This window comes from Pseudoalteromonas arabiensis (genome assembly GCF_001550155.1).
Lineage (GTDB): Bacteria > Pseudomonadota > Gammaproteobacteria > Enterobacterales > Alteromonadaceae > Pseudoalteromonas > Pseudoalteromonas arabiensis.
The window spans coordinates 141,518-168,359 of the sequence record NZ_LRUF01000024.1 but is presented as its reverse complement, the minus strand read 5'-3'; the positions used below and the strand labels follow the sequence as shown (position 1 = coordinate 168,359).

Here is a 26,842-nt window from a genome sequence, read left to right as displayed (position 1 = left end):
TACTTCATTGTTTCTCCAGTTTTGTTCCTCGCATTAACGCATCACAAACAACTCGTGATGCGCGCCACTGCAAGCCCCACAGCCGATACTGCGGGTGGCCTTATTAGATCTCCGAACTACGCTGCGTTGATTGCCATTGTTTTTCCATAGCAACATCTGCAGTTGATGCCGATAACACAGGCTTACCTAAAATGTGGTCAGCCGCTTTTTCTGCCACCATAATGGTTGGCGCATTTAAATTACCGTTTGGAACGGTTGGGAAGATAGATGAATCCACCACCCGTAACCCCTCAATACCGTGTACTTGAGTTTGCGAGTTAACCACGGCCATCTCGTCTTCACCCATCTTGCACGAACAGGACGGATGGTAAGCACTCTCAACCGCTTGACGAACAAAGGCATCGATTTGTGCATCGCTTTGAACATCTTTACCTGGTTGAATTTCACCATCGCGATACTCATCAAACGCACTTTGTTCAATAATCTCACGAGTTAAGCGAACGCAAGCTCTAAAGCCTTCAATATCATCTTGATGCTGTAAGTAGTTAAATTGGATCTTAGGCGCAACCAGTGGATCCGCCGACTTAATTGTCACGGCACCACGGCTTTTCGGTTTGTTATGCCCAACATGTACTTGGAAACCATGGCCATCAAAGGCACTTTTACCGTCATAACGAATTGCTGCTGGTAAAAAGTGATACTGAATATCAGGCCATTCAACGCCCGGTTTTGAGCGAATAAATGCACATGATTCAAAGTGATTCGTTGCCCCTAAACCTGAGCGGTTTAATAACCAACGCGCACCAATGAGTCCTTTTGAAACAAGACCTAACTTGCCGTTTAAAGTAATGGGTTGCTTACATTTATATTGGAAATAAAATTCCAAGTGATCTTGTAAGTTTTGGCCAACACCTGGTAAGTGATGTTTAACCTCAACACCCGCTTCACTCAGAATGTCTTTATCACCAATACCTGATAATTGCAGAATATGCGGTGACCCAATTGGACCCGCACTTAAAATAACGTCTTTTGCTGCAAGTGCTTGCTGCTTAGAGCCAGATACTGAATACTCTACACCCACGGCTTTTTTGCCTTCGAGCAGAACTTTTTCAGCTAAGGCACCGGTGACTAGTGTTAAGTTTTTACGTGACTTAACTGGGTCTAAATATTCACGACTGGCAGAGCTTCTTACACCATCTTTAACAGTCATATGCATTGGCCCAAAGCCTTCTTGCTGGGCTGCATTGTAGTCATCAGTCTGCGCATAACCTGCTTGTTGGCCCGCTTTGATAAAGGCTTTATAAAGCGGGTTAGCCATTTCATTACCGTTATTAACCCCTAATGGGCCATTATCGCCACGGTAGTTGTTACCACCTAAATAGAATGATTCAGCACGTTTAAAATACGGTAAGCATGCTTGATAGTCCCAACCATTAGCACCGTGTTGCTGCCACTCATCAAAATCTTTGGCATGACCACGTACATACACCATGCCGTTAATCGATGATGAGCCACCTAACACCTTGCCTCGTGGGCAGTGCATTTGACGGTTATCTAAATATGGCTCTGGCTCGGTATGAAATTGCCATGCATATTTGTCGGTATTCATTGGGATTGATAGCGCAGTAGGCATCTTTATAAAAATGCTTTTATCGCTACCGCCCGTTTCAAGTAATAACACCTTATTGGAAGGGTCTGCTGATAGTCGGTTTGCCAACACGCAGCCTGCTGAGCCAGCACCGACTATGATGTAATCATAGTTCTGTGTACTCATTAAAATGGACTCTCTATATTGCTCATACCCACATAAATCGATTTAGTTTGGGTATAGTGATCTAAAGTTTCGATACCGTTTTCACGGCCGATACCTGATTGCTTATACCCACCTACTGGCATTTCTGCAGGTGAATTACCATAGCTATTTATCCAACAAATACCGGCTTGTAATTGGTGGATCACGCGGTGTGCACGCTGAATATCTTTCGTAAACACGCCTGCGGCCAAACCAAGGTGCGTATCGTTTGCACGCTGAATAACGTCATCTTCATCATCAAACACCAACACGCTCATCACTGGGCCAAAGATCTCTTCTTTCACTATGGTCATGTCATCTTTACAGTCGACAAAAACGGTCGGCTCAACAAAGTAGCCATTTGGTGCAGATGCAGGTGACAGTGCCTTACCACCTGTTAGTAAGGTTGCGCCTTCTTGAATGCCTTTATCAATATAACCAAGTACAAGCTCTTGGTGCTTTTTAGAGATAAGCGCCCCTAAATTCACCTCAGGATCCATTGGGTCGCCAGCAATAATATTTTGCTCAGTGCGTGTTTTCAGCTCATCAATAAACTGCTGATAAACATTTTTGTGCACATAAATGCGCGTACAATTAGTGCAGATTTCGCCTTGCGTATAAAAATTACCTAGCATTGCCGCACTAACAGCTTGTGATACATCGGCATCATCAAACACCAATAATGGTGACTTACCGCCAAGCTCCATGGTCACATCTTTCAGTGAGCCGGCAGCACTTGCCATTACTTTTTTGCCTGTGCCCACTTCACCAGTGAACGACACTTTTTCAATATTTGGGTTTGCTGTTAACCATTGCCCTACTTCAGCAGCACCCTGCACGACATTGAATACACCAGCAGGTACACCCGCTTCGATAAAAATCTCTGCGAGTTTAATTGCACCAAGGGGTGTTTCTTCTGAAGGTTTAAAAATAACCGCATTACCCGCAGCCAGTGCTGGGCCTGATTTCCAACAAGCAATTTGCAGTGGGTAGTTCCATGCACCAATACCTGCACAAATACCTAAAGGCTCTTTACGTGTGTAGTAAAAGTCATTGCCAACCATTTGTTGCTGACCCACTTGCGCAGGAGCAAGACCAGCAAAGTACTCAATTACATCGGCGCCAGTTTCAACATCGACACACTCAGCTTCTTGCCACGGCTTACCCGTATCAAGTACTTCTACTTTTGCCAGTTCATCATTACGTTCGCGTAAGATTGCCACGGCTTTTAATAAAATACGGCTACGCTCAATTGGCGTCATGGCAGACCACGCTGCAAAGCCTTGTTTTGCGCTTTCGATTGCCGCGTTTTGAATAAACTCATCAGCGATTTCAACGTGATAAATCACTTCATCCGTTGCAGGATTCGTTACTGCAAAGGTGTCGCCAGTTTGATTTTTTAAAAAATGGCCATTAATAAAATTTTCGTAAACAGGTGTGGTCATTTTAGGCTCCGTACTGTTTTATCAGTGAACGAATGTAGTCTTTGGCTAATCGCTCACAATTTTCGAATTGATCTTGGTCTGACTTACTTAATACGGCTCTTAGCCATAAACCATCGATCATGGCTGCACTTAGCTCAGCAGCTAGGTTGGCATCGCTATCGCTCATTAACTGTTTGAATGAGCTTAATAAGTTACTAAATAAACGTTTACTATTTACGTTTTGTAAGCGATGCAACTGGGCGTCGTGCATTGAATGCGCCCAAAAGCTCAACCAGGTTTTGGTGTTATTGCTTTGCTGCTGAATGCGCGAAAAGTTTGCTTCAACGATAAACATTAATCGTTGCTCTGGACTGGTCTGCGGCGTTACTTGATTCATCAGAGCTTGCTTTAAACTCGTCAATAAATACCGCACAGTGGCTTCAATTAAGCCCTGCTTACCACCAAAATAATGACTGATAATGCCAGACGATAAGCCTGCCTTTTTACTAATGCTATTTATGGTGGTGCCTTGCAAACCAAGCTCTGCAACCGACTCTATTGTGGCGTCAATTAACTGCTGACGACGAACAGGTTCCATTCCAACTTTCGGCATAATTTTTTATTGATTGAACGTTCAATTAAAATAAAGGTTAAGGTAATCATCTTGGCAATTCAAGGTTGACAAATTGTAAACAACAACAAAATGACATCACTCACTTAAGCTAAGCGATTGTTATTAGGTTTATTATTCGAGATATAAAAAAGTTTTAAGTTTTTTCAAAATCAAGATTAAAAAGCATGAATTATGGCTAAATCATGTTAATAACGAGATTTTTATTCTTTTGCGCAGACAAAATGAGATAGCACTTTGTATGTTGCTAACTAAAACTGATTTTGTGAGTCGCAGCTGTGCGAGGGATATGCAAAGTACACTCAAAAAAGCACTCCATCGATGCGCTTTCGCTGTTATTTAACGAAAGCGCAACGACAAAGTACGTGGGTAGATTAAATAATTATGTTCTGGCCTCATTCATTACGGCCATGGTCTTGCTCGATTGCGATGCGTTTAACTGGTCTTTAAAGAACCACGGCGCAAATAAAGTAATAACAAACAGCGTGACTAAGCCACTAATGAGCAGCGATAAACCAACTAAGGCACCTAGGTCGATAAGGGCTTGATGCTGTGAAAATAATAACGCGATAAAGCCGATACTAAACACTAAGACATTTGCAATAATTGCGCGACCACTTACTCTCATTGCATTTACCAGCGCATGGTTAATTGTAAAACCATTCTTAATTTCATGCTGAATTCTTAATATATAGTGCACTGAATAATCAACAATCCCCAGTACTAGGAATGAAATAATGGCAGTACCAATATTTAGCTCAATATTTAACAGCGTCATAAGCGCAAAGTAGATCATCACCGTTGATAATAGCGGTAGTGTTCCAGCTAAACCAAGACGTATCGATCTAAACCAAGCCATCATCACAAGTAAAACCGTTAATAATGCAATCGATGCACTGACCGTTTGACTCTTAACCAAGGCATCTAACACCGCGGTCCAAATAATGGGGGAACCCGCGTGGGTAATGGTGACACCATCTGGTTTATTTGCTTCGATCCACGGTAAGGTATGATCTAAAAATGCTTGATAATCATTAGCCACCGTGGTCCCTAGCGTATAGAGTAATACTGTTTTAGAAAAATCTTCACTCAATACATTCGTTACATCTGAACCGCCACTATTTTCAAACATAAGAATAGACTGCCTAATAATGTCGCTTCCTGAAATGGTGATCTCATAGGGCTCTTGTGTATCTTCATCAATCTCAATAAAGCGTTCAACATCCTCTGGTAGTCGGTTATATTCAGGGTTAAAATCATTAAGCGTGTAGTTTATTCGTCTCACATAACGTGCCAGAGAATAACTATAGTTCACTGTTTCATGCTGATGGATATGCTGCTCTAAACGGTCAATGAAATGACTGATTTCAACCGTTAATGCGCCATTATCTTTGCCGGTATCTACTTCGATCCAACCTGGGCTCGTGCCTGCTATATGATTATTTATAAAATCATCTGAGATACGAAAATCACTTTGTTTTGGAAAATAACCAGAACCCATATCGTCAACGCGAACCTTTGACGCTAAAAAGCCAGACCCTATAAATAAGCCAATGAAAATAACTGTAAACATTTTTCTATTTGCCATTACAGGGGTGAGTGCACTGACTAATAATCGACTTATAAAGTACTTCTTACTAACGTCACTACTACTTTGCGCGTGTTGCTGTTTAAAAATGTCTTTTTTCGGAAACAGAGCCAGTAATGCAGGGATTAATAAAAGTGAAATAATTAAGGCTACAAACATACCAAATGAAATGAATAACCCAAAGTTTCTGAGGCTCTCGATACTTGATGAAGTTGACACAATAAACGTTAAACATGTTGTGATAGTAGTTAAAACAACAGGAGAAGCCATGAGTATCATTGCACTGCGAATTGCAACTAAGCGTGATTTAACAATTTTTTTCTGATGGTAGTACTCAGCCATTACATGAATGGCATCAGATAAACAAATCGTGAGCAGAAAAACAGGTAAGATAGCAGTAATCACATCTAATGGTGCGTTTACCACAGCCATCATTCCCATGGTCCATATAGTACACATCACAACATTAATTAACGGGATAATAACCCCTAAAATAGTTTTGAAAAATACAGCTAAAATAATGGTGATCAACAGTAGAACAATGGGTAGCAAGGTCGCAAAATCATGGTCTATTACCTGCTTTTGAGCTGCAAAAAAGACTGGCACACCACTAATGTAAATATCGTCTTTTAACTCTGGGTGAGCAATTTGATAATCTGCAACCAGTTGCTTGAATGCCTCGTAGGCACGCACTTGCCCTGTTGCATCGTCCTCTAAAATACTTAACTCAACAACAATAAGCGCGACTTTGCCATCTGGAGAGATTGGGCCATATTCAATTAACTCATTATCTATGACTGCATTTTTTACAAACTCAATATCTTGATTTCGCTTATTCACCGTTTCCTGTGCGAACATAGTGCCGTATTCGTCTAAAAATACATTTTCAGTCGACGACAATCCTGCCATCTCTCTTACAGGGTCTACTCGCTCGGCAAACACACTTAAGTTGCGCAGCTGTTTAGTTGTTAACTGCCACTCAACTGCGCGATTAAGCAATTCACGCGCAATCAAGCCATCACTTGGGGTCATACCATCTGCAAGAATTTCATCAATACTTGCCACTAACTCGCTATTTTCAGGGTGATCAGCTTTAAGATCTTGAAGCATTTGAGCATCTGTCTCATCAACATAGTTCATTCGCTCTGCGGCACGAGATAAGTCAAAAATAGCGTTAATTGATGCCTGATTAAACACCGTATCTTCGTTATGCAAAGCGATCATGACAGAGTCATATGTTCCGGTAAACTCATCGCGCAAATCAAAAATAGTACTGCGTGCAGGGTGATCTTTAGGTAAAAAGTAAGGGTTGTTGTCCTCACTTAGATTAGCCGAAGCGATAAAAAAATAAACGGTAATAAGCGACAATATCGCCAGTATCGATTTTGGATATTTAAAAACAAAATCTAGGTATTTCTCTAACATTTCAGTGTCCTATTATAACTCAGAGATTTTAGTTAACTCTGCGACATCGCTGTCTTTTATGCCTCTTTTAAGCTTTGATTTTCTAAAAATTGCATCATCAACACCTTGGTTATAAAGGGTTTCATGAAATAGAAAAGTGCTCTTTTTATTCTCTACAAAGTTGCTCATCGTAGATGCGGTGATGGTCCATATGTCTTGTACTTTCTCAACCTTATCGATATCTAACTGCTTAAAAAGAATACCTTTTGCATCATAGTACTGCTGTTTAAGAATTAACTTTCTTTGTTTATCAACCCAGGTAACCAGTTTGTAATAACCAGACTTATTAATCACATCCTGGGACTTCGGCTCGCGCTCGATAACATAGGTTTCAACGCCATCTAGCATGTCAGTTTTTATAACTTTTGAGTCAAAATCTGTTACGCGTAGCTTATCGAGGTCGTAATAAGAATATTCACTGCCCATAAATGCACCGCGTTTGTCAGTGGCAGAAATACGCCTTACTTTTCTAAATGCAGGCAAGTACATCCACTGCTCGTCTTCTTGAGCTGTTCCTTCTTCGAAGCTACGCATCAAAAAGCTAATATCTCTCACATCCGCAGGGGCTTTTATGGCGAGCACCATTACTTCGTCTTTTTCGATATCCTTTTGCAACATGTAAAACTGACGCTGATTAAGTACGCTATCTTCACTTAGAGTGCGAAGCGTCACTGTTGATAAATAGTCCTTGCCATCATTACGATCACGCACTTGTTGTAAAATTTTATCTGCATCTTCAGCATACGTTGCTGCACTAAATACAATACTCATTGAGGCTAAAAAGCATGTTAGTTTCATTTTCTCTCCTTAAAAATAATAAGTTGCAGCTAACCAAATACGATCACGCTGCTGCTGGGCACCTAAGTAGTTTTCTTGATCACCTTCAATAAGATCGAGATTTAGCTTTAAAACCCACTGTTGATTAGGTTTATAAGTTAACTTAAGTTGAGATAGGGCTCCGCCCCCCTGATTGTCGAGGTAACTCACTGCTGCGCGAATATAGAGCTGATTGGCAAAAAAACCTCTCTCTGCGGAAGCCGTGTATATGGGTGCAGATTTTGGAATAAGATAAGAGGGTTGCCATCCATTGAGGATGCGGTCAGTAAACTGTAGCGTTGTCGTCCAGTCTTTATAACGGTAATCAAGCCCTATTAAGGCTTCTAGCTTGTTAACGTTTTTAAAAGACAAGTCACTGTCATTCACTGTGTAATTATCAAAATAAGCAAACTCACTCCGCAGCACAAATGCATCTATGGGTTTGCTTAAACTCGTACCAAGCATAGAGAACTTCTCATATGAATAAAGCGTGCGCTCGCTTGGCGACAAAGTGACGACAGGATCATCTTGATACCCGTGAAAAGCATAAAGGCTAACATCTGTAGCTAACGCGAATGTACTGTAACGCAAGCCTAATTCATATTTACCCCACTGTGTCTGCTCACTATTGGGGTAATAATTATTACCGAACTCGGCTCTAGGTGCAGGGTACTCATTACTCAGCTGTTGAAGCGTGGTGATAATGTTTAGCGTGTCACCATTTTCATACTCATAATCAAGCTTGAACATTGGCACAGCTAAACGGTAATCATCTATATCGAAAAAGATAAAGTCTTTATAATCTAATGGATTAATAACATCGACAACCCGTAAGTCATCCGCTTCACCCCATACAACTTTCTGATAACCAAACGACCAAAAACGATTACTTATTTCACCGGAAATATACGCTTCTTCGATAATTGCTCGCGATTCATATTGGTCTTGAGCGTCAATACTGAAGCGATCATTGTTGTTATACACAAAGTCATGCTCGACTCTTCCGTCAAAAGTGAAATCTATATTTTCGGTGCTAAATTCCAGCTTTGTTGCTAACTCGACTCTTTGCTCAGTCGCATAATGTTCTGAGACGTTATAGCCAAAGCTGGTGGTTAAATTAGGCTGAATATATAAGTTTGCATAACTACTGGTGCTAGCACTGCCCATTACGATTAATGCTAACCACCGCATGAACTGCCTCCATCAATAATCAGAGATTGCGCAGTGATCATGCGCGCCTGCTGCGAACATAAAAAGTAAGCACTGTCGGCAATATCACTACTTTGCACATAGGCACGCATCGGAATACGTTTTTTCGCTTTTCGCATTACCTGATCTAAGGTCGAGCCAACCATATCAGCCTGCTTTTGCAACTCACTTCTTAAAAGCGGTGTATCAACATAGCAAGGTAAAATAGCATTAACACGAATACCATGCCTTGCCCAGTCCATTGCCAAACCTTTCATCATCCCTAACTGCGCATGCTTTGAACTACAATAAGCTGTATTTCGAAGGTTGCCCATTTTTCCTAGGATTGAAGAGATAAATAAAACCGCGCTTCCCTTTGCTAGCTTATTTTCACATTGCGCAATAATTGACTGGCAACTAGTGACATTAACATCCATTACACGGGCAAAAATATCCCGTTCAGAAATTTCGTTCTCATCGGCAATACCATGGCTCAATACAATGGCTTCTAACTGACCCAGAGGCTGCAGCGCATCAGTTAGCTGCGAGTAATAGTCTTGGCTTGTTAAATCGACAATGATTGCAATAAAAATAATGTCTTTATTACGATATTTATGTCGCATTTCATGTAACTTCACTTCATCTTTATCAAGTGCGATAACATAGCGACATCCCTGCTCTATAAACTTATCCACACACGCTGCGCCAATACCGTTAGCAGCTCCTGTTACAAGTACTGAATTAATTACGTTTTCCATTTCTTACCTTAACAACATCCCGCCATTAACATTAAATACTTCCCCCGAAATAAACTCAGCCTGTTGGCTTGCCAAATAGGCAACAAACGCACTGATATCTCGGGGCTTCCCAAGTCGCTTACTTAACAGTTTCGACTTTGCTTGCTGCTCATTTCCTTTTAGTAAATCAGACACCATATCTGTTTCAATGATGCCAGGAGCAATACAGTTGACCCGTATATTTTTTCGGGCAACTTCCACCGCTAAGGCTCGTGTAAAACCCTCAATACCCGCTTTACTTGCAGCGTAATTTGTTTGCCCTGGGTTGGGTTTCGTTGCTGAAATCGATGACATGTTAATAATGCAACCTTGCTTTTGTGGCAGCATTATCTTGAGCGCCGCTTGCGCACATAAAATAGGCGCAATAAGGTTCACGTGAATGACCTGTTCAAGCTCTTCTTGGCTCATCATTGCAAGGAGGTTATCTTTCGTAATACCGGCATTATTCACAAGTAAATCCAAACCAAACTGTGCTGCGCTTAAGCTATCAAAAAAGCTGTTTATGTTTTTAGCATCAAACAAATTTAATGGTTGGCAAAAGACCTTAGCGCCCAAAGCAACAAGTTCTTCTTGTAAATTACTCGCGTAAATTTCATCCCGAAAGCCAAATGCAATGTCATACCCTTGCGCTGCTAGATGTAGGGCTATGTCACGACCAATACCACGAGTTGCTCCTGTAACACAGGCTACAGGGCGCGCTTTAAAATTAGCTAAGTGCTGAGTCATTACATTGACCCCTCATTTTTACTTCCGGCTAGGGTAAATCCGTGGCGTGAAGCCATTGCTAAAATTTCATCGACTTGCGATTTACATAAATCACCATAAGAGTAATGTTGCTGAACACCTTCTAAACCTAGAATCACAGACTCAGCCATACATGCATATATTTGCCCTTGGCTAAGATAAGCACGTGCTCTGCCATCGAGAGACTCTCCATTTGGCGTACCAACAATTCCACCGCGAATACAGGTTATATCTGGGCGTAACGCCAAATCATTCTCACTTAAGTTATGTGGAATAGAGACATCACAGATAAGGGCATTTTTAGGGAGCTTTTGCACATCTAAAATGGCTTCAGATGCATTAGTGGCACACATGATAAGTGAGCAGTCATAGGCCTCACTGATGTCATCGGCAATGACAACAAGGCCTTCTTTACTTTGGCTAAATAATTCAAATAACGCAGCGGGTAAATCTACAGGTGCCGCTGCTTCATCAGCCAACCATTGTTGGCATTTTGGGTGTTCAGCAACCACTTTAACGATTCCTGTAAGCGGAGCATGTGATGTCACCATCTGCCAAATATCGCTGTAAATTTTATATGCCGCTTTTAGTAGGCGCTTTTTCGACCCCATTCGAGCGCTTCCTATCAACACTAACTGCTGGCAGTGTTCAGTCATAATTGTGGCGTAAACTGAGCCAATATTTCCTGCTGAGCCTATCACCGCAACTTTATCAATCTGCATATCATGGTTTTCAATATGCTCCAGTACGGCGAGTTTCGTCATCCCCACCGTCAGTGCATTACCCGACGTTAAGGCAATATCTGTTGCACGGATAGACTTACAATTATTGGTCACAACAGACGTAAACATCCCAAAACCTGCCACACTACAGCCATCTTGTTGTGCTGTTTGCGCACGCTCACTCACTGCACGTCGAATAGCATCAAGGTCATTATTTTCTAACATGACACTAATTTGTTCTGACGTGACGGATAAGGGATACAGGATAAAATCCACCGTTTTACCCGTTACCGAAGTCATTCTCATAGGTGGGAACGGCACGACTCGCCAGTCAAAACCTAAACGCTCAATAAGTAGCTTTGCCTCTACATCGGGCACCCCTTCCATTGCAGGGTCAACTTGCCAAATCCAATCGGCAGAGATTAGGTGGTTTACAAAAGCCACTTTAACGTCAGCGGGTGTGTGGTTTTGAGCTAAATTGGCATAAAAAGCTCGGTAATCAGCAAGCTCTGTACGCGAAGAACGCACCTCTGCCGCGGTCGTTAGATGCTTTAAGAAGTGATAGCTATCTTGGTTTTTTAATACCTTACATACATCATGCAGGCCAGCAATAAGCTGACTCAGTTCTTGCTCTGTTATATGGATTGTTGGTTCTAGTCGTAAAACATTTGGCGCACTAGAAGATGGCGCTACACGGATATTATAATTATTAAATAAATACCCAGTAATCATGTAGCCCATGAACCCCTGATACACGATTGATTTTAACCAAATTGAATCAAGCGGCATGTCGGCATTAAACTCAATACCGATGAGTAAACCTCTACCACGTATCTCTTTAATAATATCAGGATAAATATTTTGTAGTTCACCAAGGCGCGCTTTAATTGCCTCACCTTGCTGCTTAATGGCTGCCAATAAATTTAAGTTTGGATCATAAAGCTCGTCTAAAAATGCAAGCGCGATGTTGGCACTGTGGTCATCTTCGCCAAATGTTGAACTTTGAATGATATCAAAACCCGCTTGATATTTGCTTTTGCATATCGCAACAAGGCCTATTTTAGCAACCCCGCCCGCAAGCGCTTTTGAAAGCACAATATAATCCGCTTTTAAATCAATCTGGCTACCTGCGGTTAATGCCCCACAGCGACCTGAACCTGACTGAATTTCATCACTTATAATAGGGCAGCCAAGTGTTTGGCTAAGTTTTTTTAAACACAGACTATGTTCGGCTGTTAAGCAATGAATCCCCCCTTCACCTTGCACGGGTTCAACAAGCAGTGCGGTAGCCAGTCGTAATGGCTCAATGCTAACTTTTACTGTATGACCTTTGATTTTAGGCAGTAATAAAGTAGCATTATGCTTGTCATTAAGCATAGCTTCTGCACAATCAAGTTCGTTTAATGGTAAAAACTCAGCTTGTACGCCAAGGTGTGCAAATGGTGCCCGATACATCTCCCCATGAGTCAGTTGTATCGACGTCATCAATTTACCGTGAAATGCATTTTTAAGAACAATAAAATAAGGCTGAATATTTAACTGTTGCTCATTAAATTCACCCACAGCAGTAACAAAATCACTTAGTGTTGCGTCTTCGCTCAAATTTAACAGCTCTCGCTGCGCCACACTGAGTTCTAACTTACCTTCTGTTGGCAACCGTTTTATTTGTGACAGAGCAAATTGCATTTCTTCTATTAATTGCTGCGTTTCACTACGGCGTGCCATTTCAGCATGCTTAATGGCAACCTCTATCGATTCAGCCCCAGTACTTGTAAAAGAGAAATAAAAATCTTCCTGTTGATTATTTTCTTCTTTTAAAAGTGCATTTAATCGTTCAGCGAGTTTGCTCGCGGCATCGCGAACAGAAAACTGGTTGTGGAATGCAACTTGGTGCTGAAAGTTTTTCATCGCAGCATCTATCATACGAGGATGATTATGGCCAATTAACGCAGCACCATAACCACCAAGAAAATCAATAATAGCTTGCTCATTTCCTTGCTCATCTAAATAGAATAAGGTGCCTTTTTCTGCACGATGAAAAACTCTATCCAACCCCATCGCATAAATGCCATGGTTTAGTGATGGCTTACAATATTGACTATAACGATTCATTTTCAATCCTAACAAATGAGTAAAAACCAGCCTGGTCGCAATTCACACACACGCCTGTAGAGTGATTTTGTTTGCGAAGTGTTGATAAATTGCAGGCTACTGAGGTAACAACCCCTGGGCATATGTCCGAGCCGCTGTAACTATTAAGGTGATGGTTTGCGACATTACAAGAGGCTAATGCATCAGCTAAAATACGATTTTTACCTTTAGCCGACTCAATGTAATAACTTAAAAAATGGCTTGGTTTAACGTATTCAGCTATGAGTGTATTTAACTGCTCAGTATTTAGATGATAGCCACTTGCTAAAATGCTGAGTCTTGCTACGGCTTTGTGACCTGTTTTTGAAAGCCACTCTTCGCTTGCCAGAATTAACGTCGTAGCGCCATTTGTGACCTCTTCTGCCATTTCAGACTCAGAGTCTTGCAGCCACCTTGCCAATGGGTCATTGCTATTTCCTGCAATTGCAACAATAGCGAGCTGACATTCACCAGCGTCAATGGCGACTATCGCTTCTTGTAATGCACCAAATGCACCAAGCTGATCTCGAATAAACGCACATGCATCTCCATTTAATTGCCAGTTCAAACCCGAAATACCCAGCAAGTTATTGTTCAGGGCATTGGTAATTAAAAATGGATTAACTCGCTCACTAGACCATAATGCTTTAAAGGTCTGGGCGGCTGAATCCGCGCTCTCAGGTAATGCCGCACTAAACTCTGAATAAAATGGGCTACCGTAACCCGTTTGAGACGTGTATATGCCAACCTCTGTAGCACGCTCAGCCAAACTGATATGTGCCAAAGCCTCTGAAGTGGCTGTTAATGAATTAATTGCAGCAGGTGCCATATAACGCTTAAGCTTACGAGGCACAGCAATGTGTTCTGGTTGGTTATCAAACAGTAAAGAAAATTCACTGTCAGCAAAACTACTCGCTACCCCAACCAGTGCAACAGAACTTAGATGACTATTCATAGTACCTCGCAATAGCTAACGACGCGTTAATTCCACCAAACCCAAATGAATTTGATAGCGCATGATTAATGCTGGCCTCTCTTCCTTTTCCCATCACATAATCTAAATCGAGTCCCTCATCGGGTTGTGTTAGGTTAATGGTGGCTGGCATGAACTGATCACGAATGGCAAGAACTGTTGCAATTGCTTCTGGCGCACCAGCGGCCGCAATCCAGTGACCTATCATTGATTTTGTAGACGATACACCTAATGACGTTGCATGCTTCCCGAAAACCGATTTAATTGCTTTTGTTTCAATAACATCATTTAAAGGAGTGGATGTACCATGAGCATTTATATACTGAACATTTTGAGCACCAATACCGGCACTTTGTAACGCCCCTTCCATAGCACTTATCGCCCCTAATCCTTCAGGGTGAGGAGCTGTGACTTTGTAAGCATCTAAAGAGCTGCCGTAACCGGTAATTTCAGCATAAATATGGGCACCACGGGCCTTTGCATGCTGCTCACTCTCAAGTACCAACATAGCACCGCCTTCACCCGCTACTAACCCTGCACGGTCTTGATCGAACGGCCGACAAAGTTGATTCGCAAAACGCTGTGTTTCTGCTGTGGCACCTAATAGATGTAATGCAGATAGAGTACGAATGCTCAATACAGAATCAGCACCTCCGCATAACATGACCGATGCTTCACCTCGTTTGATTGCTCGATATGCAAGACCGATAGCTTGAGTTGCCCCTGCACAGGCGCCACTTACATTGCAAATAAATCCTGACGTATTGAACTGTTCAGCCAACGTGGTTGCCAATACATCATTGCTGCATCTAATTCCTGAAAAACGCTTTATTGCCTGCTCTCGCTCAGTCAATGCATAATTCATAATATTTGCCTTTGGCTGCTCAGCGAGGGCCAGTAATGATGCGTCATCAAGCTCAGGTACCCCACTGCACACAGCAATCCCTGCTTGACCCAACTCAGTTTCAAGACGTGCATCGTTAATTGCTTCTTTAGCAGCAATAAGTGCATAAATTGCACGTCTTTCGATGTGTTTTGGTAACTTAAAATCAACCAGCTCCTCAGCCACCAGCGCTTGTGTATCTTGCTTAATTGTTGCACCGTGCTGAACAGGAAAGCCTTCTGCTCCAGGAGGATGCCAAGCATCAACGGCATTTTCACCTGCCTTTACAGCAGACCAAAATGAATCAACGCCAACACCAAATGGGCTAAGTACTCCCAGCCCAGTGACCACTACTCGATTAGTCATTGTTAGCCTCTATCAAAAACATTCCAAATTCACCATGATCACCAAACGCAATCACAATAACGAAGCCCTGTTCGGCGTCTTGCAAATAGCTCAATGCACTATTGCACGCTATTGCTGTAGCCGCAGCCATGGTGTTGCCAACGTAACTATCCAATACAACCGCCCTGCTTTTAAGCTCACCACCCAATGCATGTAGCGTAATATCTTGTTGCTCAAGGTTTGCTCCAACGAGGATAACTTTTACAACGTGCTGATTTTCTATTAAAGGTGAACCCGTTATGCGATTAACCTGTTCAGTGAGTGCATGTGCATTATTTTTTAGGCGAGCTCGATATGCTTGACGCATAACACCTATCGCAGCTTGCTGATTTAAACGAGGTTCATCGCTGGCAATAAAAAAACTCGCCGCTTCACTTAGCCAGTAATTGTCTTGATTAGCCCAGATTGACTCATAGGCAAGTAAGGACCAGGGCGTTATTTTTTGACTCCCGCCACCACATAAAGCATGTTTCAAACGCCCTTCAGCAATCGCAAAGTAGCCCTCACATAGGGCATTTAAGCCCGCGCTCAGTAATGGCGAAAAGCTCATATTTTCACCAGTAATACCAGCCAATTGTGCAATATGGCTGGTAGCACTAGAGTTGAGTAACGCTAAACAAACAAGCGGCCGCCTCTCTTCTAACATCGCGGTAGCTAAGCACTCAGCAGTCGGTTCTTGAACGAGCTCAGGATTATCCTCTTCATCGCAGTCAACGGTTCCTAAACCGATAAATAATCCCGCTTTATTCTGTGGCTCATTAAAATAAGTTCGCCACGTTCTTACCCCACTTGCAATAAGCCAACGAGCTTGACGCTCACTGGTTTTACGTACCATGCGCTCAGCGCCAACATCCTTGAGATTTTCGTCTGCTAGCGTAGAAATAAAAATAGAGTGATTAATTAGGTCAGCACTTTCAAAAGGCGTACTCATTAACCTGCCTTTATGAGTGAGTAGTGATTCTAATGATGTACTGTGCGCCAGCAGTGTCTCACCTTGAAATAAGTACACAGGCTTTAACATGCGCTATCCCTCGCTAAAACGATGCTTGTATTTACTCCTCCAAAACCAAACGAGTTACTAAGCAAATAATTGATTGCTTTAGGTGTCGCACTTTTCACAACACTCACCTTTGCATCATCATCACCAAGGGATTCAAAGTTTAAGGTCGGCAGCATGACTTGGTTTTTTATACTCAATGCAGATAAAACCACTTCAATTGCACCACTCCCTGCCAATGAATGCCCTAATGCTGACTTTGTTGAAGTAACAGGCGTATGGCTGCCAAAGACCTGTTCAATAGCACGACTTTCAGCACTGTCATTACTCTTGGTTGAGGTACCGTGTGCGCTAATGTGGTCAATGTCCTCAGCACTGACGCAACTTTTTTCAAGGGCTGCTTGCATGCATTCTGCATAAAACTTACCGCTAGGTTCAGTTGAGGTCATTTTGTAAGATTCGGTACATCGATGAGCCCCGCAAACATATGCATAAATAGACGCGCCTCTTTGCTTTGCCGACGCTTCACTCTCGAGTACAACAAAGGCTGCTCCGTCAGCAAGCACGACACCTGCACGATTGCTATCAAAAGGTCTTGATACTTCACTCGCACAATTAAATAATTGCGCTTGATTGAGCGCGCCTATGTTTTTGAAGAGCAACTGCATGACAGGTTGTGTTCCAAAATCGGCTGCGCCACATAATGCGATATCTAAAGCACCACGTGAGACTTGCCTAAAACCAGAGATCAAACTTGATGCACCGGCCGCACAAGCATCGGCACAAGATGTCACTGGCCCACCAATTTCGAAGTATTCAACCATATCCGCGACAACCGTTTGCGGATTGTAATAATCCACACTCTCTGGCGATTGATAGGGTAATTTTTCGCTTGCCGCTTTTTGTTGAGCAAGCTGATGTACTAGATCAACTGTTGGCAGTATTTTGTTAGTACCAAAATATAGACCAGCTTGACGAAGTTGGTCTGGGTTTAAATCAGCATCTTTTACTGATTTAGTTAACGCATCAAATCCAGCAAATCCAGAGGGTGCTACCCTAGTTTGATCAAGTGATGGGTACCGACTTTGCAGCTGAATAACTTCTTCATCGCTAATACGACTACTGGCGACGCCCTCGATCCCCATTTCTTTTAAAATATGGTCATCTGCAATGAGAGACTGACCAGACTCTAAAGTTGCAAACAACGTATGAGGGTCTTGGTGATTTTTAACAGTTACGCCAATCCCTGTAATAACAACCTTGTGCATGAGTTTTCCCTAACAAATTATGCTGGTACGTTTATCAGCTCAATATCTCTAGATACACAGAATTGTTCGACATACTCTTGCAGTAACACATCACCATTTTGGCTAGCATGTTCACACACATCTTTAGCTAAATAGAACCAGTGCATAACGGTTGTCAAACTAAGTAAATCACTGACAGCCATGCCCACATCAATTTCACTTTGTGAATAATGACTTGGACTATTTATCAATAAATCAACGCCTGCAGAAGTAAGCTTGCCACCTTGTATAAAGGCCTTTTCATCTGCACAAAGCTCACTGGCAATAATTAATGTTGTTTTAGTTGGCATTTTAATTTTCAGCTTTTTTCCTAAAGAAAAAGAAATATCAACTAAATCTAAAGAATCCGCTCCCAAATCATCTACGATAGAGCTGTCTAAAGTGACTTCATCTTTATCAAGCTCTAATACCTCTGCAATAACATCCACAACAACATCTTTTGTAATTTCCACTGTAATTTTCCCTATGTAAGAAACAAAAATAAAAGCACGCACACACTAGGTCAACTGACCAATATTGTCAATAGGATGATAATTGAAACATTTTAAAGTTAACAAAAATTTAATATTTAAGATTTTTAGAGAGAATAATTTATTGCTTCCTTAAACTCTCTACGAGATAGGTTATGAACATAAATAGTTGCGGTATGACAAAAAAATAATATTCTTTGCTAGAATGGTCGGAATATAAAATTCAACAACTGTGTGGTGAAAATGGAATCAAATAAAGAGATTATCATTCAAACAGCAACTAAAATGCTCAGTGAAAATGGCAATCAAGGGCTCACTCTCAGAAAAGTTGCTGAGAAAAGTGGTGTTACTCTCAGCAATGTGCAATATCATTTTGGAGACAGAGACGGATTAATTGTTCAAGTAATTGATTCTTATTTAGAAGTTTGCCTTGATCATATCCGTAGTTCGATGAGTGATATTGAACTAAAAAATAACCCTCAAGCCATTAAGAACTACATCAGTAACCTACTTGCCCTTGACGATATCCAAGATTGGTGTGAAGTTTTTCGAGAAATTTGGGCTATTTCATGCCGCTCAGAAAAAGTACTCTCCAGTTTAGAAAACTACTATAAAAAATGTGGTACGGAGCTTGAGTTACTGCTGATCTCGTTAGGCTTTAGCGAACAAAAAAGTAAGGTTGTCGTGTCATTACTTATTCCATTTATTGAAGGTTTTTCCATTACATCAAATGCACTACCGCTACCAAAAACAGAGGTTATTAACTTAATCATTAATTTGCTCGTTGATGAGATAAAATAATAGTTAAGCCATTTGCAACTTATTCTCACCCAGCTCACCAACCTTTGACTAAAAGTGTGCAAAGGTTGGTACAGCTAACTTTCAGCGTTGTTATTTTTCTAGCTTCAGTTCTAAAACAGCTTCACGCTTATCTAAATAACCACTGTATCTTGTTGCAATTAACGCCGCTAAACTGATGATAGCGCCTATCCATGCAGTGTCTTGCAATGAGCAGTTTTCAACGACAACGCCACCTAACACTGAGCCTAGCGCAATACCGATATTAAACGCTGCAATGTTTAAGCCTGAAGCCACATCGACGGCATTGGGTGTGAATTTTTCAGCAAGTTTAACCACATAAACTTGCAGCCCTGGCACATTACCAAATGCAAATGCCCCCCATACAAGTACGGTCAGTACCGCAGCGACTTTAGATTGCATGGTAAAGGTCAACACCAACAGCACCATGCTCAAAGCACTAAAGATAATAGTAAGCGCATTAATGGGGCCTTTTTTATCGGCTAGCTTACCGCCGTAGATGTTACCAACAGCAACCGATACCCCGTAAACCAGCATGATTAAGCTAATAGTGGCTGATGCAAAACCAGTTTGCTGCTCTAAAATGGGCGCTAAATAAGTGAAGGCTGTAAATGTGCCGCCATAACCAAGTATGGTCATCAAATACACCAGTAAAAGCCTAGGTTGCACCATTACCTTTAATTGCTCACCCAACGTGGCGGGTTTACTTTGCTTTAAGTTGCTTGGAATTAAAAATGCGCTGCCAATAAGTGCGATTAAACCCAATAAAGACACCACTAAAAAGGTCGCTCGCCAGCCAAAATGTTGACCAATCCAAGTCCCTAATGGCACACCGGTTACTAATGCAACCGTCAACCCCGTAAACATAATCGCGATAGCACTGGCTTCTTTATCTTTACTGACAAGCCCTGTTGCGATGGTTGAACCAATTGAGAAAAACACCCCATGAGCAAGGCCTGTTAGAATCCTTGCGGTGATCAAACTACCATAACTAGGTGCTTGCCAAGCCAGTAAGTTACCAATTACAAATAGGCTCATTAAGCTAAGTAATACATGCTTTCGATTCCAGCGTCCGGTAAGCGCAGTTAATACTGGCGCCCCCACCGCAACCCCTAATGCATACAAGCTAACAAGTAGCCCTGCACTCGGTAACGAAACCATCAAATCATCAGCGATAGTTGGCACTAAGCCGACAATCACGAACTCAGTGGTGCCTATGGCAAACGCACTGAGAGTTAATGCAAGTAATGCAATTGGCATCACATATCCTCTATTAATTTTTGAAAGTGCGGCTATTGTGACTAAAATTAAATTTGCAAAAAATAGCGATAGTGACAAAATACTTTTGTCAAAAATGAAAAGGTATAGCCATGAGCGTGATCTCCAACAGCCAAGATTTAGAAGCATTTATCAGCGTGGTTGATACCGGCGGATTCTCAAGTGCAGCCAATGCCTTAGATGAGCAAGTAGCAAAAATATCACGGGCGGTAACTCGGCTCGAAAAATCTTTAAACGTTACCTTATTCAATCGCACAACAAGGCGCATTGAGCTGACCGAAGAAGGTCAGTTATTTTTAGGCTATGCTAGAGAAGCACTCAGTCAGCTTGCACAAGGTGAAGAAGCCCTAAAACTTCTACACTGTGCCCCATCAGGAAAATTAAGAGTCGATGCCGCAAGCCCATTTGTGTTTCACCAATTAGCGCCACATTTAAAAGCCTTTAACCACGCTTACCCTGATATAAATCTCGAGATCACCAGCCACGACAACATTATCGACTTGCTTGAACATAAAACCGATATTGCTATTCGTATTGGCGAACTCGCTGACTCAAACTTACATGCGCGTACTTTGGGCATCAGCAAACTACAGCTAGTCGCAAGCCCTGATTATTTACAAGCTGCCCCACCATTAAATGAGCTAACCGACTTAGCCTCACAACAACTTATTGGTTTTACCGATGCGCCGCATTTAAATCACTGGCCTCTAACCACGCCTTTAGATCTTAAATTTTCAATCAGTGCATCTAGTGGTGAAACGGTACGCCAGCTTTGTATTCAAGGTCATGGCATTACCTTGTTGTCGGAATTTATGATTAACGAAGATTTAAAAGCAGGCCGTTTAGTGAAAGTGCTTGAAGGCGAAGTGCTAAGTCCTAATCGCCGTGAAAAAGTGCATGCGGTGTATTATCAAAACAGCGGTGTGTCATCACGAGTATTAGCATTTTTAGACTTTATAGCACCAAGATTAACGCTGTAGTTTTTTGCACTTTTAACAAAAGTATTTTGTGATTACTGGCATTAATTTCATAAATAATATCCGTTATGCTGAACGCATAGTCGCTTTCAAGGAGCCGTAATGAACAAATTATTCGATACCGTACAACTTGCCGGTCACACATTAAAAAACCGTATTGTCATGCCACCGATGACCCGCTCTCGCTCATCACAACCAGGTGATATCGCCCATCAGTTAATGGCCGACTACTATGCACAACGTGCCAGTGCTGGCTTAATTATTAGCGAAGGCACACAAATATCAGCCCTAGGTAAGGGCTATGCTTGGACACCGGGTATTTATACTCCCGAGCAAATCGCTGGCTGGAAGAAAGTAACCGACAAAGTTCATCAAGCAGGCGGCATTATGTTTGCTCAGCTTTGGCATGTTGGCAGAGTGTCTCACCCTAGTAACACAGGTGGCAAGCAACCAATTGCGCCCTCAGCTATTGCAGCCAAGGGCGTTAAAGTATTTATTGATGAAGATGATAAACCCGATTTTGTTGCCACTGCCCTGCCCCGCGCAATGAGCCTTGATGACATCAAACGCGTTATAAACGAATACCGTCAAGCTGCCTGTAATGCAGTTGATGCAGGGTTTGATGGTATTGAAATTCATGCTGCTAATGGTTACTTAATTAATCAATTTATTGATTCAGAGTCAAACCAACGCACTGATGAATACGGCGGCTGTTTAGAGAACCGCTTACGTTTTTTACAACAAGTGACAAAAGCGGTGTGTGATGAAATTGGCGCTAACCGTGTAGGCGTACGCCTAGCTCCGCTCACTACACTCAATGGTACGGTTGATGATAACCCGTTTGAAACCTATATTGGTGCAGCGAAGGTACTTAATGATCTAAACGTTGCTTACCTGCATATTGCCGAAGCTGACTGGGACGATGCGCCATTAATGGAGCAAAATTTTAAACAAGCACTACGTGAAAACTTTTCTGGGTTAATGATTTATGCAGGCAAGTACACTGGCCATAAAGCAGAGCAAGCATTAAATGAAGGCTGGGCTGATTTAATTGGCTTTGGTCGTCCGTTTGTTGCAAACCCAGATCTGCCTGAGCGTATTGAAAAAGGGATTGCACTTGCACAGCACGACCCTGATACCTTGTTTGGTGGCGGTGCAAAAGGCTATACCGACTATCCTTTAGCAACGCACTAAAACAAAAAGCTCGCCAACTTATTTTGGCGAGCTCCTTATTGTTACCTCAGTAACAAGTAAATCAACTGGATCACCATCGAGATCATCACTAACGGCCATATATACTTAGCATATTTGGTTGCACCATCTAGTCCCATTTTTGAATGATACTTTTCAAGTAGTGGTATAAGAATAGCCAGTGCGATAAACAGGCATAATAAAATAACAAATACATTCATTGTGGCTTCCTTACACAATAGACAAGTTCAGGCTTTAGTCTATAGACAAAAAAAAGCGCAGTAAAATACTGCGCCAGTCGGTTGGAAGTAAACGACTTAGCCAACAATCGCTAACAAAATACCTGCAGCTACGGCACTTCCTAATACACCCGCTACATTCGGACCCATTGCATGCATTAACAAGAAGTTATGTGGATTGCTTTCAAGACCTACCTTATTTACCACCCGCGCAGCCATTGGCACTGCGGATACACCCGCAGCCCCCACCAGAGGGTTAATCGGCGATTTAGAAAACTTATTCAGACCTTTTGCCATAAACACGCCTGATGCTGTACCAATAGCAAAGGCCAAAGCACCTAATACCAAGATACCAATTGTTTCTACAGTTAAGAACTTATCTGCAGCAAGTTTAGAACCAACAGCAAGACCTAAGAAAATCGTAGTGATATTAATGATCTCGTTTTGTGCACTATTACTTAAACGATCAACTACACCTGATTCACGCATTAAATTACCTAAACAAAACATACCAACAAGTGGCGTCGCTGCAGGTAAAAATAAAATCGTCAGACTGAGTACCATCAATGGAAAAATGATTTTTTCTTTTTTTGATACTGCACGTAGCTGCGGCATTTGAATTTCACGCTCTTCTTTTGTTGTTAACGCGCGCATAATTGGCGGTTGGATAATAGGCACCAATGCCATATATGAATACGCGGCAACAGCGATTGCTCCCAGTAAATCAGGCGCAAGTTTCGAGGCTAAGAAAATAGCGGTTGGTCCATCAGCACCACCAATAATGGCAATCGCCGATGCATCTTGCAGTGAAAATTCAAAGCCTGGAATAAAGTTAAGTAAAATGGCGCCAAATAACGTCGCAAAAATACCAAATTGTGCCGCTGCTCCCAGTAACAACATACGTGGATTTGCAATAAGCGCGCTAAAATCCGTTAGTGCACCCACCCCCATAAAAATCAGCAATGGGAACACGCCAGAATCAATACCTATGTGATACACATAGTACAATAAGCCACCGGGGTCTGATAAACCAGCCACTGGAATGTTTGTTAAAATAGCGCCGAAGCCAATAGGCAGTAAAAGCAATGGCTCAAAACTACGAGCAATCGCTAAATACAGTAGCAAGCAGCCAACTGCAATCATGATCAGTGCAGGGAAAGTAAAGTTTGCAATCCCCGTTGCATGCCAGAGGTTTAATAATCCATCCATCCCTAGCCTCCTAAGCAAGTGCAATCATGGCGTCGCCGGTAGCAACTGAGTCACCTTCCGCAACTAAAATATCAGCCACAGTACCGTCATGAGCGGCACGTACTTCGGTTTCCATTTTCATTGCTTCCATAATGATAACGACATCACCTTGATTTACAGTTTGCCCAGGTTTTACTTTGATTTTAAAAATATTACCTGCCAGTGGCGCATTGAGTGTTTCGCCAGCTGACGCTGATGCAGATTGTGGTATTAACTCACTGTCTTTAAGTGCAACTTCTTTAAGCTCGCCACCTTTTGCAACAACAACATCGTAAACTTTACCATCTACTTTCACACTGTATTGCTCAGCTTGAACCTCACCATTTGAAGAAGGTGTTGTTGATTGTTCAGATTTAGCTTTTTCACCAGTCGGCACAGGTTCGAAGGCATCAGGATTATGACGATTTTTAAGAAATTTCAAGCCTATTTGTGGGAATAAAGCATAGGTAAGCACGTCATCAATCACGTCATCAGCCAACTCTAAACCCTGCTCTTTAGCTTCTTTTAATAATTCAGCTTCAAGTTTTTCGAGTTCGGGTTCAAGTTTATCAGCAGGGCGACACGTAATTGCTTCGCTTCCGTCTAAAACACGCTCTTGAAGTTCTTTATTCATCGGCGCTGGGGTTGCACCATACTCACCTTTAAGTACACCTGCGGTTTCTTTAGTAATCGTTTTATAACGCTCACCCGTTAATACATTTAGAACGGCTTGCGTACCAACTATTTGTGAGGTTGGTGTTACCAGTGGAATATACCCTAAATCTTCACGTACACGCGGGATCTCTAAAAGCACTTGATCGAGTTTATCCGCAGCACCTTGTTCTTTCAGCTGGTTTTCCATGTTAGTTAACATGCCGCCTGGTACTTGTGCTAATAAGATACGGCCATCAACCCCTTTTAGGCTGCCTTCGAAAGCGGCATACTTTTTACGCACATCACGAAAATAAGCGGCAATTTCTTCTAACTGATTAAGGTTAAGACCAGTATCTCGCTCGGTTCCTTCAACAATCGATACTATTGTTTCTGTTGCACTGTGGCCATAGGTCATACTCATTGATGAGATAGCCGTATCCAACATATCAATGCCTGCATCAATCGCTTTTTGGTAAGTTGCTGTACTTAAACCCGTTGTAGCATGACATTGCATCGCGATAGGAATAGACACCGTCTCTTTTAGACCTTTGATCAGCTGTTCACAATCGTAAGGTTTTAATAATCCCGCCATATCTTTAATACAAATAGAATGACAACCCAGCTCTTCAAGCTGTTTAGCAAGCTTAAGCCACATATCGAGAGTATGCACAGGGCTCACCGTATATGAGATCGTTCCTTGCGCATGTGCGCCCACTCTAACCGCAGCCTTTATGGCTGTTTCAAGATTACGTACATCATTCATTGCATCAAAAATACGAAATACATCAACACCATTTTTATGTGCACGCTCGACAAACTTTTCTACTACATCATCAGCGTAGTGGCGATAACCTAATAAATTTTGTCCACGCAGCAGCATTTGTTGCTTGGTGTTTGGCATCGCCGCTTTAAGTTCACGAATACGCTGCCAAGGATCTTCGCCCAAATAGCGAATACAAGAATCAAACGTTGCGCCCCCCCATGACTCTATAGACCAATAACCCGCGTTATCGAGTTTCTCAGCCATAGGTAACATGTCATCTAAGCGCATGCGTGTTGCTAACAATGATTGATGTGCATCACGTAAAACTAGTTCGGTTAATTTTAATTTAGCCATTTTCAGCTGCTCCATTATTTTTGTTTATTTCTGAATTGAGCGATTGCAGCGCTAATAGCTGCGATGTGTGCTTGCGGCACCCCCTGCTGTGAGTGTATTTTTGCAGCTCGCACGGGCTCATTGCTGTTAGGTTCATCAAAACGATTCATCAGCCTAGACATTAAGGTCACGGCTGAAATCAAAATAGTTAAAAATATAAATACACCGATCATGCCCGTAATCATCAAGCTGGCCGCGGTTGAGAGTAACCCACCTATATCCATACTGCCCCCTCGCACTGTTATAAATAAAAAATCAATATAGTTAAATAAATATTCAACATAATAACAAACACATTCAATTTGTATAGCACCTTGTAAATTGGTAAAACCAATTTAATTTAAAATAACATGTAAAACACAAAATTAACAACCATAAAGGGAGCACATTAATAGCCGAATATAGATGATAAAAATACTCGATATAGTCATAAGTTATAAAGGTGATATGGTCGATTTTAAATAAAACCACGCTAACACAGGCTCTTGGGTGTATAAAAACACCGACAAGATAAATTGGTCTTACCAAAGAAAGATTTATAAGGGGTGTTATTTTACTCATTTAAGTTGAAAAATAATCACTATGAATAAGTTACAGGCTAATTCGTAAAAGTTACCAAAAGAAAAAATTCTACAACATCAAAAAAAACAGTAAGCCGTTGAAATTACTTAACATTTAATAGTGGCATAGAACTAGCTTTAATCATACCAACCGAAACGAAAAATTATTAGCCAAGGAGATCACTATGTTACGCTGGACAATCACTTTTTTAGTAATCGCGTTAATCGCTGCAGTGTTAGGTTTTGGCGGTATTGCAGGAGCCGCAGCAGGAATTGCTAAAATTATCTTTTTTATATTTCTTGTTCTACTTGTTATTTCGCTGGTATCAGGTGCGCTTAGAGGCAACACCCCCAGATAACAACCGAACAACGTTTATAGATTAATTTACACTATTATAAGGAATTTAATT

At 41.7% G+C, this 26,842-nt stretch carries 23 protein-coding genes; 4 read left to right on the top strand and 19 right to left on the bottom strand.

Features of this window, described 5'->3' with window-relative positions; genetic code table 11:
- Positions 1 to 103 precede the first annotated feature (103 nt).
- The 14 genes from betA to PAARA_RS13885 all read right to left on the bottom strand — a co-directional run bounded on the left by betA (position 104) and on the right by PAARA_RS13885 (position 18,313).
- Positions 104 to 1,774 carry a choline dehydrogenase gene (betA, locus tag PAARA_RS13950; RefSeq protein ID WP_062569631.1) on the bottom strand — a complete coding sequence of 557 codons (1,671 nt, stop codon included), beginning with the start codon at positions 1,772 to 1,774 and terminating at the stop codon, positions 104 to 106.
- Positions 1,774 to 3,237, bottom strand: coding sequence for a betaine-aldehyde dehydrogenase (betB, locus tag PAARA_RS13945; protein ID WP_062569630.1), 1,464 nt, complete (start codon positions 3,235 to 3,237; stop codon positions 1,774 to 1,776). The genes betA and betB overlap by 1 nt, the downstream gene beginning before the upstream one ends.
- 1 nt (position 3,238) lies before the next feature.
- On the bottom strand, positions 3,239 to 3,829 hold the full coding sequence (betI, locus tag PAARA_RS13940; RefSeq protein ID WP_062569629.1) for a transcriptional regulator BetI: 591 nt from the start codon (positions 3,827 to 3,829) through the stop codon (positions 3,239 to 3,241).
- Between the two features lie 400 nt (positions 3,830 to 4,229).
- Positions 4,230 to 6,860, bottom strand: coding sequence for an efflux RND transporter permease subunit (locus PAARA_RS13935; RefSeq protein ID WP_062569628.1), 2,631 nt, complete (start codon positions 6,858 to 6,860; stop codon positions 4,230 to 4,232).
- 12 nt (positions 6,861 to 6,872) lie between these two features.
- Positions 6,873 to 7,697, bottom strand: coding sequence for an outer membrane lipoprotein-sorting protein (locus PAARA_RS13930; RefSeq protein ID WP_062569627.1), 825 nt, complete (start codon positions 7,695 to 7,697; stop codon positions 6,873 to 6,875).
- 9 nt (positions 7,698 to 7,706) lie between these two features.
- Positions 7,707 to 8,906: a DUF1302 family protein gene (locus PAARA_RS13925; RefSeq protein ID WP_062569626.1), complete on the bottom strand. Its 1,200-nt coding sequence runs from the start codon at positions 8,904 to 8,906 to the stop codon at positions 7,707 to 7,709.
- The gene (locus PAARA_RS13920) at positions 8,894 to 9,661 is read right to left on the bottom strand and encodes an SDR family NAD(P)-dependent oxidoreductase (RefSeq protein WP_062569625.1); all 768 of its coding nucleotides are present in this window, start codon (positions 9,659 to 9,661) and stop codon (positions 8,894 to 8,896) included. The genes PAARA_RS13925 and PAARA_RS13920 overlap by 13 nt, the downstream gene beginning before the upstream one ends.
- A gap of 3 nt (positions 9,662 to 9,664) precedes the next feature.
- Positions 9,665 to 10,426 (bottom strand): 3-oxoacyl-ACP reductase FabG, encoded by a 762-nt coding sequence (gene fabG / locus PAARA_RS13915; RefSeq protein ID WP_062569624.1) that lies wholly within the window; start codon positions 10,424 to 10,426, stop codon positions 9,665 to 9,667.
- A complete protein-coding gene (locus tag PAARA_RS13910; protein WP_062569623.1) occupies positions 10,426 to 13,278 on the bottom strand; it encodes an aminotransferase class III-fold pyridoxal phosphate-dependent enzyme in 2,853 nt (950 codons plus the stop codon). Before PAARA_RS13910 ends, fabG begins: the two co-directional genes overlap by 1 nt.
- On the bottom strand, positions 13,265 to 14,251 hold the full coding sequence (locus PAARA_RS13905) for a hypothetical protein (RefSeq protein WP_062569622.1): 987 nt from the start codon (positions 14,249 to 14,251) through the stop codon (positions 13,265 to 13,267). The genes PAARA_RS13910 and PAARA_RS13905 overlap by 14 nt, the downstream gene beginning before the upstream one ends.
- Positions 14,244 to 15,518 carry a beta-ketoacyl-[acyl-carrier-protein] synthase family protein gene (locus PAARA_RS13900; protein WP_062569621.1) on the bottom strand — a complete coding sequence of 425 codons (1,275 nt, stop codon included), beginning with the start codon at positions 15,516 to 15,518 and terminating at the stop codon, positions 14,244 to 14,246. Before PAARA_RS13900 ends, PAARA_RS13905 begins: the two co-directional genes overlap by 8 nt.
- On the bottom strand, positions 15,511 to 16,578 hold the full coding sequence (locus PAARA_RS13895; RefSeq protein WP_062569620.1) for a beta-ketoacyl synthase N-terminal-like domain-containing protein: 1,068 nt from the start codon (positions 16,576 to 16,578) through the stop codon (positions 15,511 to 15,513). Before PAARA_RS13895 ends, PAARA_RS13900 begins: the two co-directional genes overlap by 8 nt.
- Positions 16,572 to 17,822, bottom strand: a complete 1,251-nt coding sequence (locus PAARA_RS13890; protein WP_062569619.1) for a beta-ketoacyl-[acyl-carrier-protein] synthase family protein — start codon at positions 17,820 to 17,822, stop codon at positions 16,572 to 16,574. Before PAARA_RS13890 ends, PAARA_RS13895 begins: the two co-directional genes overlap by 7 nt.
- A 17-nt stretch (positions 17,823 to 17,839) precedes the next feature.
- On the bottom strand, positions 17,840 to 18,313 hold the full coding sequence (locus PAARA_RS13885; protein WP_062569618.1) for a phosphopantetheine-binding protein: 474 nt from the start codon (positions 18,311 to 18,313) through the stop codon (positions 17,840 to 17,842).
- Positions 18,314 to 18,574: 261 nt separating this feature from the next.
- On the opposite strand from PAARA_RS13885, the gene PAARA_RS13880 reads away from it, so the two are divergent.
- Positions 18,575 to 19,132 (top strand): TetR/AcrR family transcriptional regulator, encoded by a 558-nt coding sequence (locus PAARA_RS13880; RefSeq protein WP_062569617.1) that lies wholly within the window; start codon positions 18,575 to 18,577, stop codon positions 19,130 to 19,132.
- A gap of 90 nt (positions 19,133 to 19,222) precedes the next feature.
- Here the strand turns inward: PAARA_RS13880 and PAARA_RS13875 are convergent, their stop codons facing one another.
- Positions 19,223 to 20,410 carry an MFS transporter gene (locus tag PAARA_RS13875; RefSeq protein ID WP_062569616.1) on the bottom strand — a complete coding sequence of 396 codons (1,188 nt, stop codon included), beginning with the start codon at positions 20,408 to 20,410 and terminating at the stop codon, positions 19,223 to 19,225.
- Positions 20,411 to 20,520: 110 nt separating this feature from the next.
- Here PAARA_RS13875 and PAARA_RS13870 point away from each other — a divergent pair, with 110 nt between their 5' ends.
- Positions 20,521 to 21,408, top strand: coding sequence for a LysR substrate-binding domain-containing protein (locus PAARA_RS13870; protein ID WP_062569615.1), 888 nt, complete (start codon positions 20,521 to 20,523; stop codon positions 21,406 to 21,408).
- A 99-nt stretch (positions 21,409 to 21,507) separates the two neighbouring features.
- Positions 21,508 to 22,599: an alkene reductase gene (locus tag PAARA_RS13865; protein ID WP_062569614.1), complete on the top strand. Its 1,092-nt coding sequence runs from the start codon at positions 21,508 to 21,510 to the stop codon at positions 22,597 to 22,599.
- A 41-nt stretch (positions 22,600 to 22,640) separates the two neighbouring features.
- Here PAARA_RS13865 and PAARA_RS20640 read toward each other — a convergent pair whose 3' ends face one another.
- The 4 genes from PAARA_RS20640 to PAARA_RS13850 form a co-directional block, all read right to left on the bottom strand.
- Positions 22,641 to 22,817: a hypothetical protein gene (locus PAARA_RS20640; protein ID WP_167346344.1), complete on the bottom strand. Its 177-nt coding sequence runs from the start codon at positions 22,815 to 22,817 to the stop codon at positions 22,641 to 22,643.
- 96 nt (positions 22,818 to 22,913) lie between these two features.
- The gene (locus PAARA_RS13860) at positions 22,914 to 24,044 is read right to left on the bottom strand and encodes a sodium ion-translocating decarboxylase subunit beta (RefSeq protein ID WP_062569613.1); all 1,131 of its coding nucleotides are present in this window, start codon (positions 24,042 to 24,044) and stop codon (positions 22,914 to 22,916) included.
- Between the two features lie 10 nt (positions 24,045 to 24,054).
- Positions 24,055 to 25,833, bottom strand: coding sequence for a sodium-extruding oxaloacetate decarboxylase subunit alpha (gene oadA / locus PAARA_RS13855; RefSeq protein WP_062570028.1), 1,779 nt, complete (start codon positions 25,831 to 25,833; stop codon positions 24,055 to 24,057).
- A 14-nt stretch (positions 25,834 to 25,847) separates the two neighbouring features.
- Entirely contained in the window at positions 25,848 to 26,096 is a 249-nt protein-coding gene (locus PAARA_RS13850; protein WP_062569612.1) for an OadG family transporter subunit, read from the bottom strand.
- A 521-nt stretch (positions 26,097 to 26,617) separates the two neighbouring features.
- Between PAARA_RS13850 and PAARA_RS20430 the strand changes: the two genes are divergently transcribed.
- Positions 26,618 to 26,791 carry a DUF1328 domain-containing protein gene (locus PAARA_RS20430; RefSeq protein ID WP_083515324.1) on the top strand — a complete coding sequence of 58 codons (174 nt, stop codon included), beginning with the start codon at positions 26,618 to 26,620 and terminating at the stop codon, positions 26,789 to 26,791.
- The last annotated feature ends 51 nt before the right edge of the window (positions 26,792 to 26,842 follow it).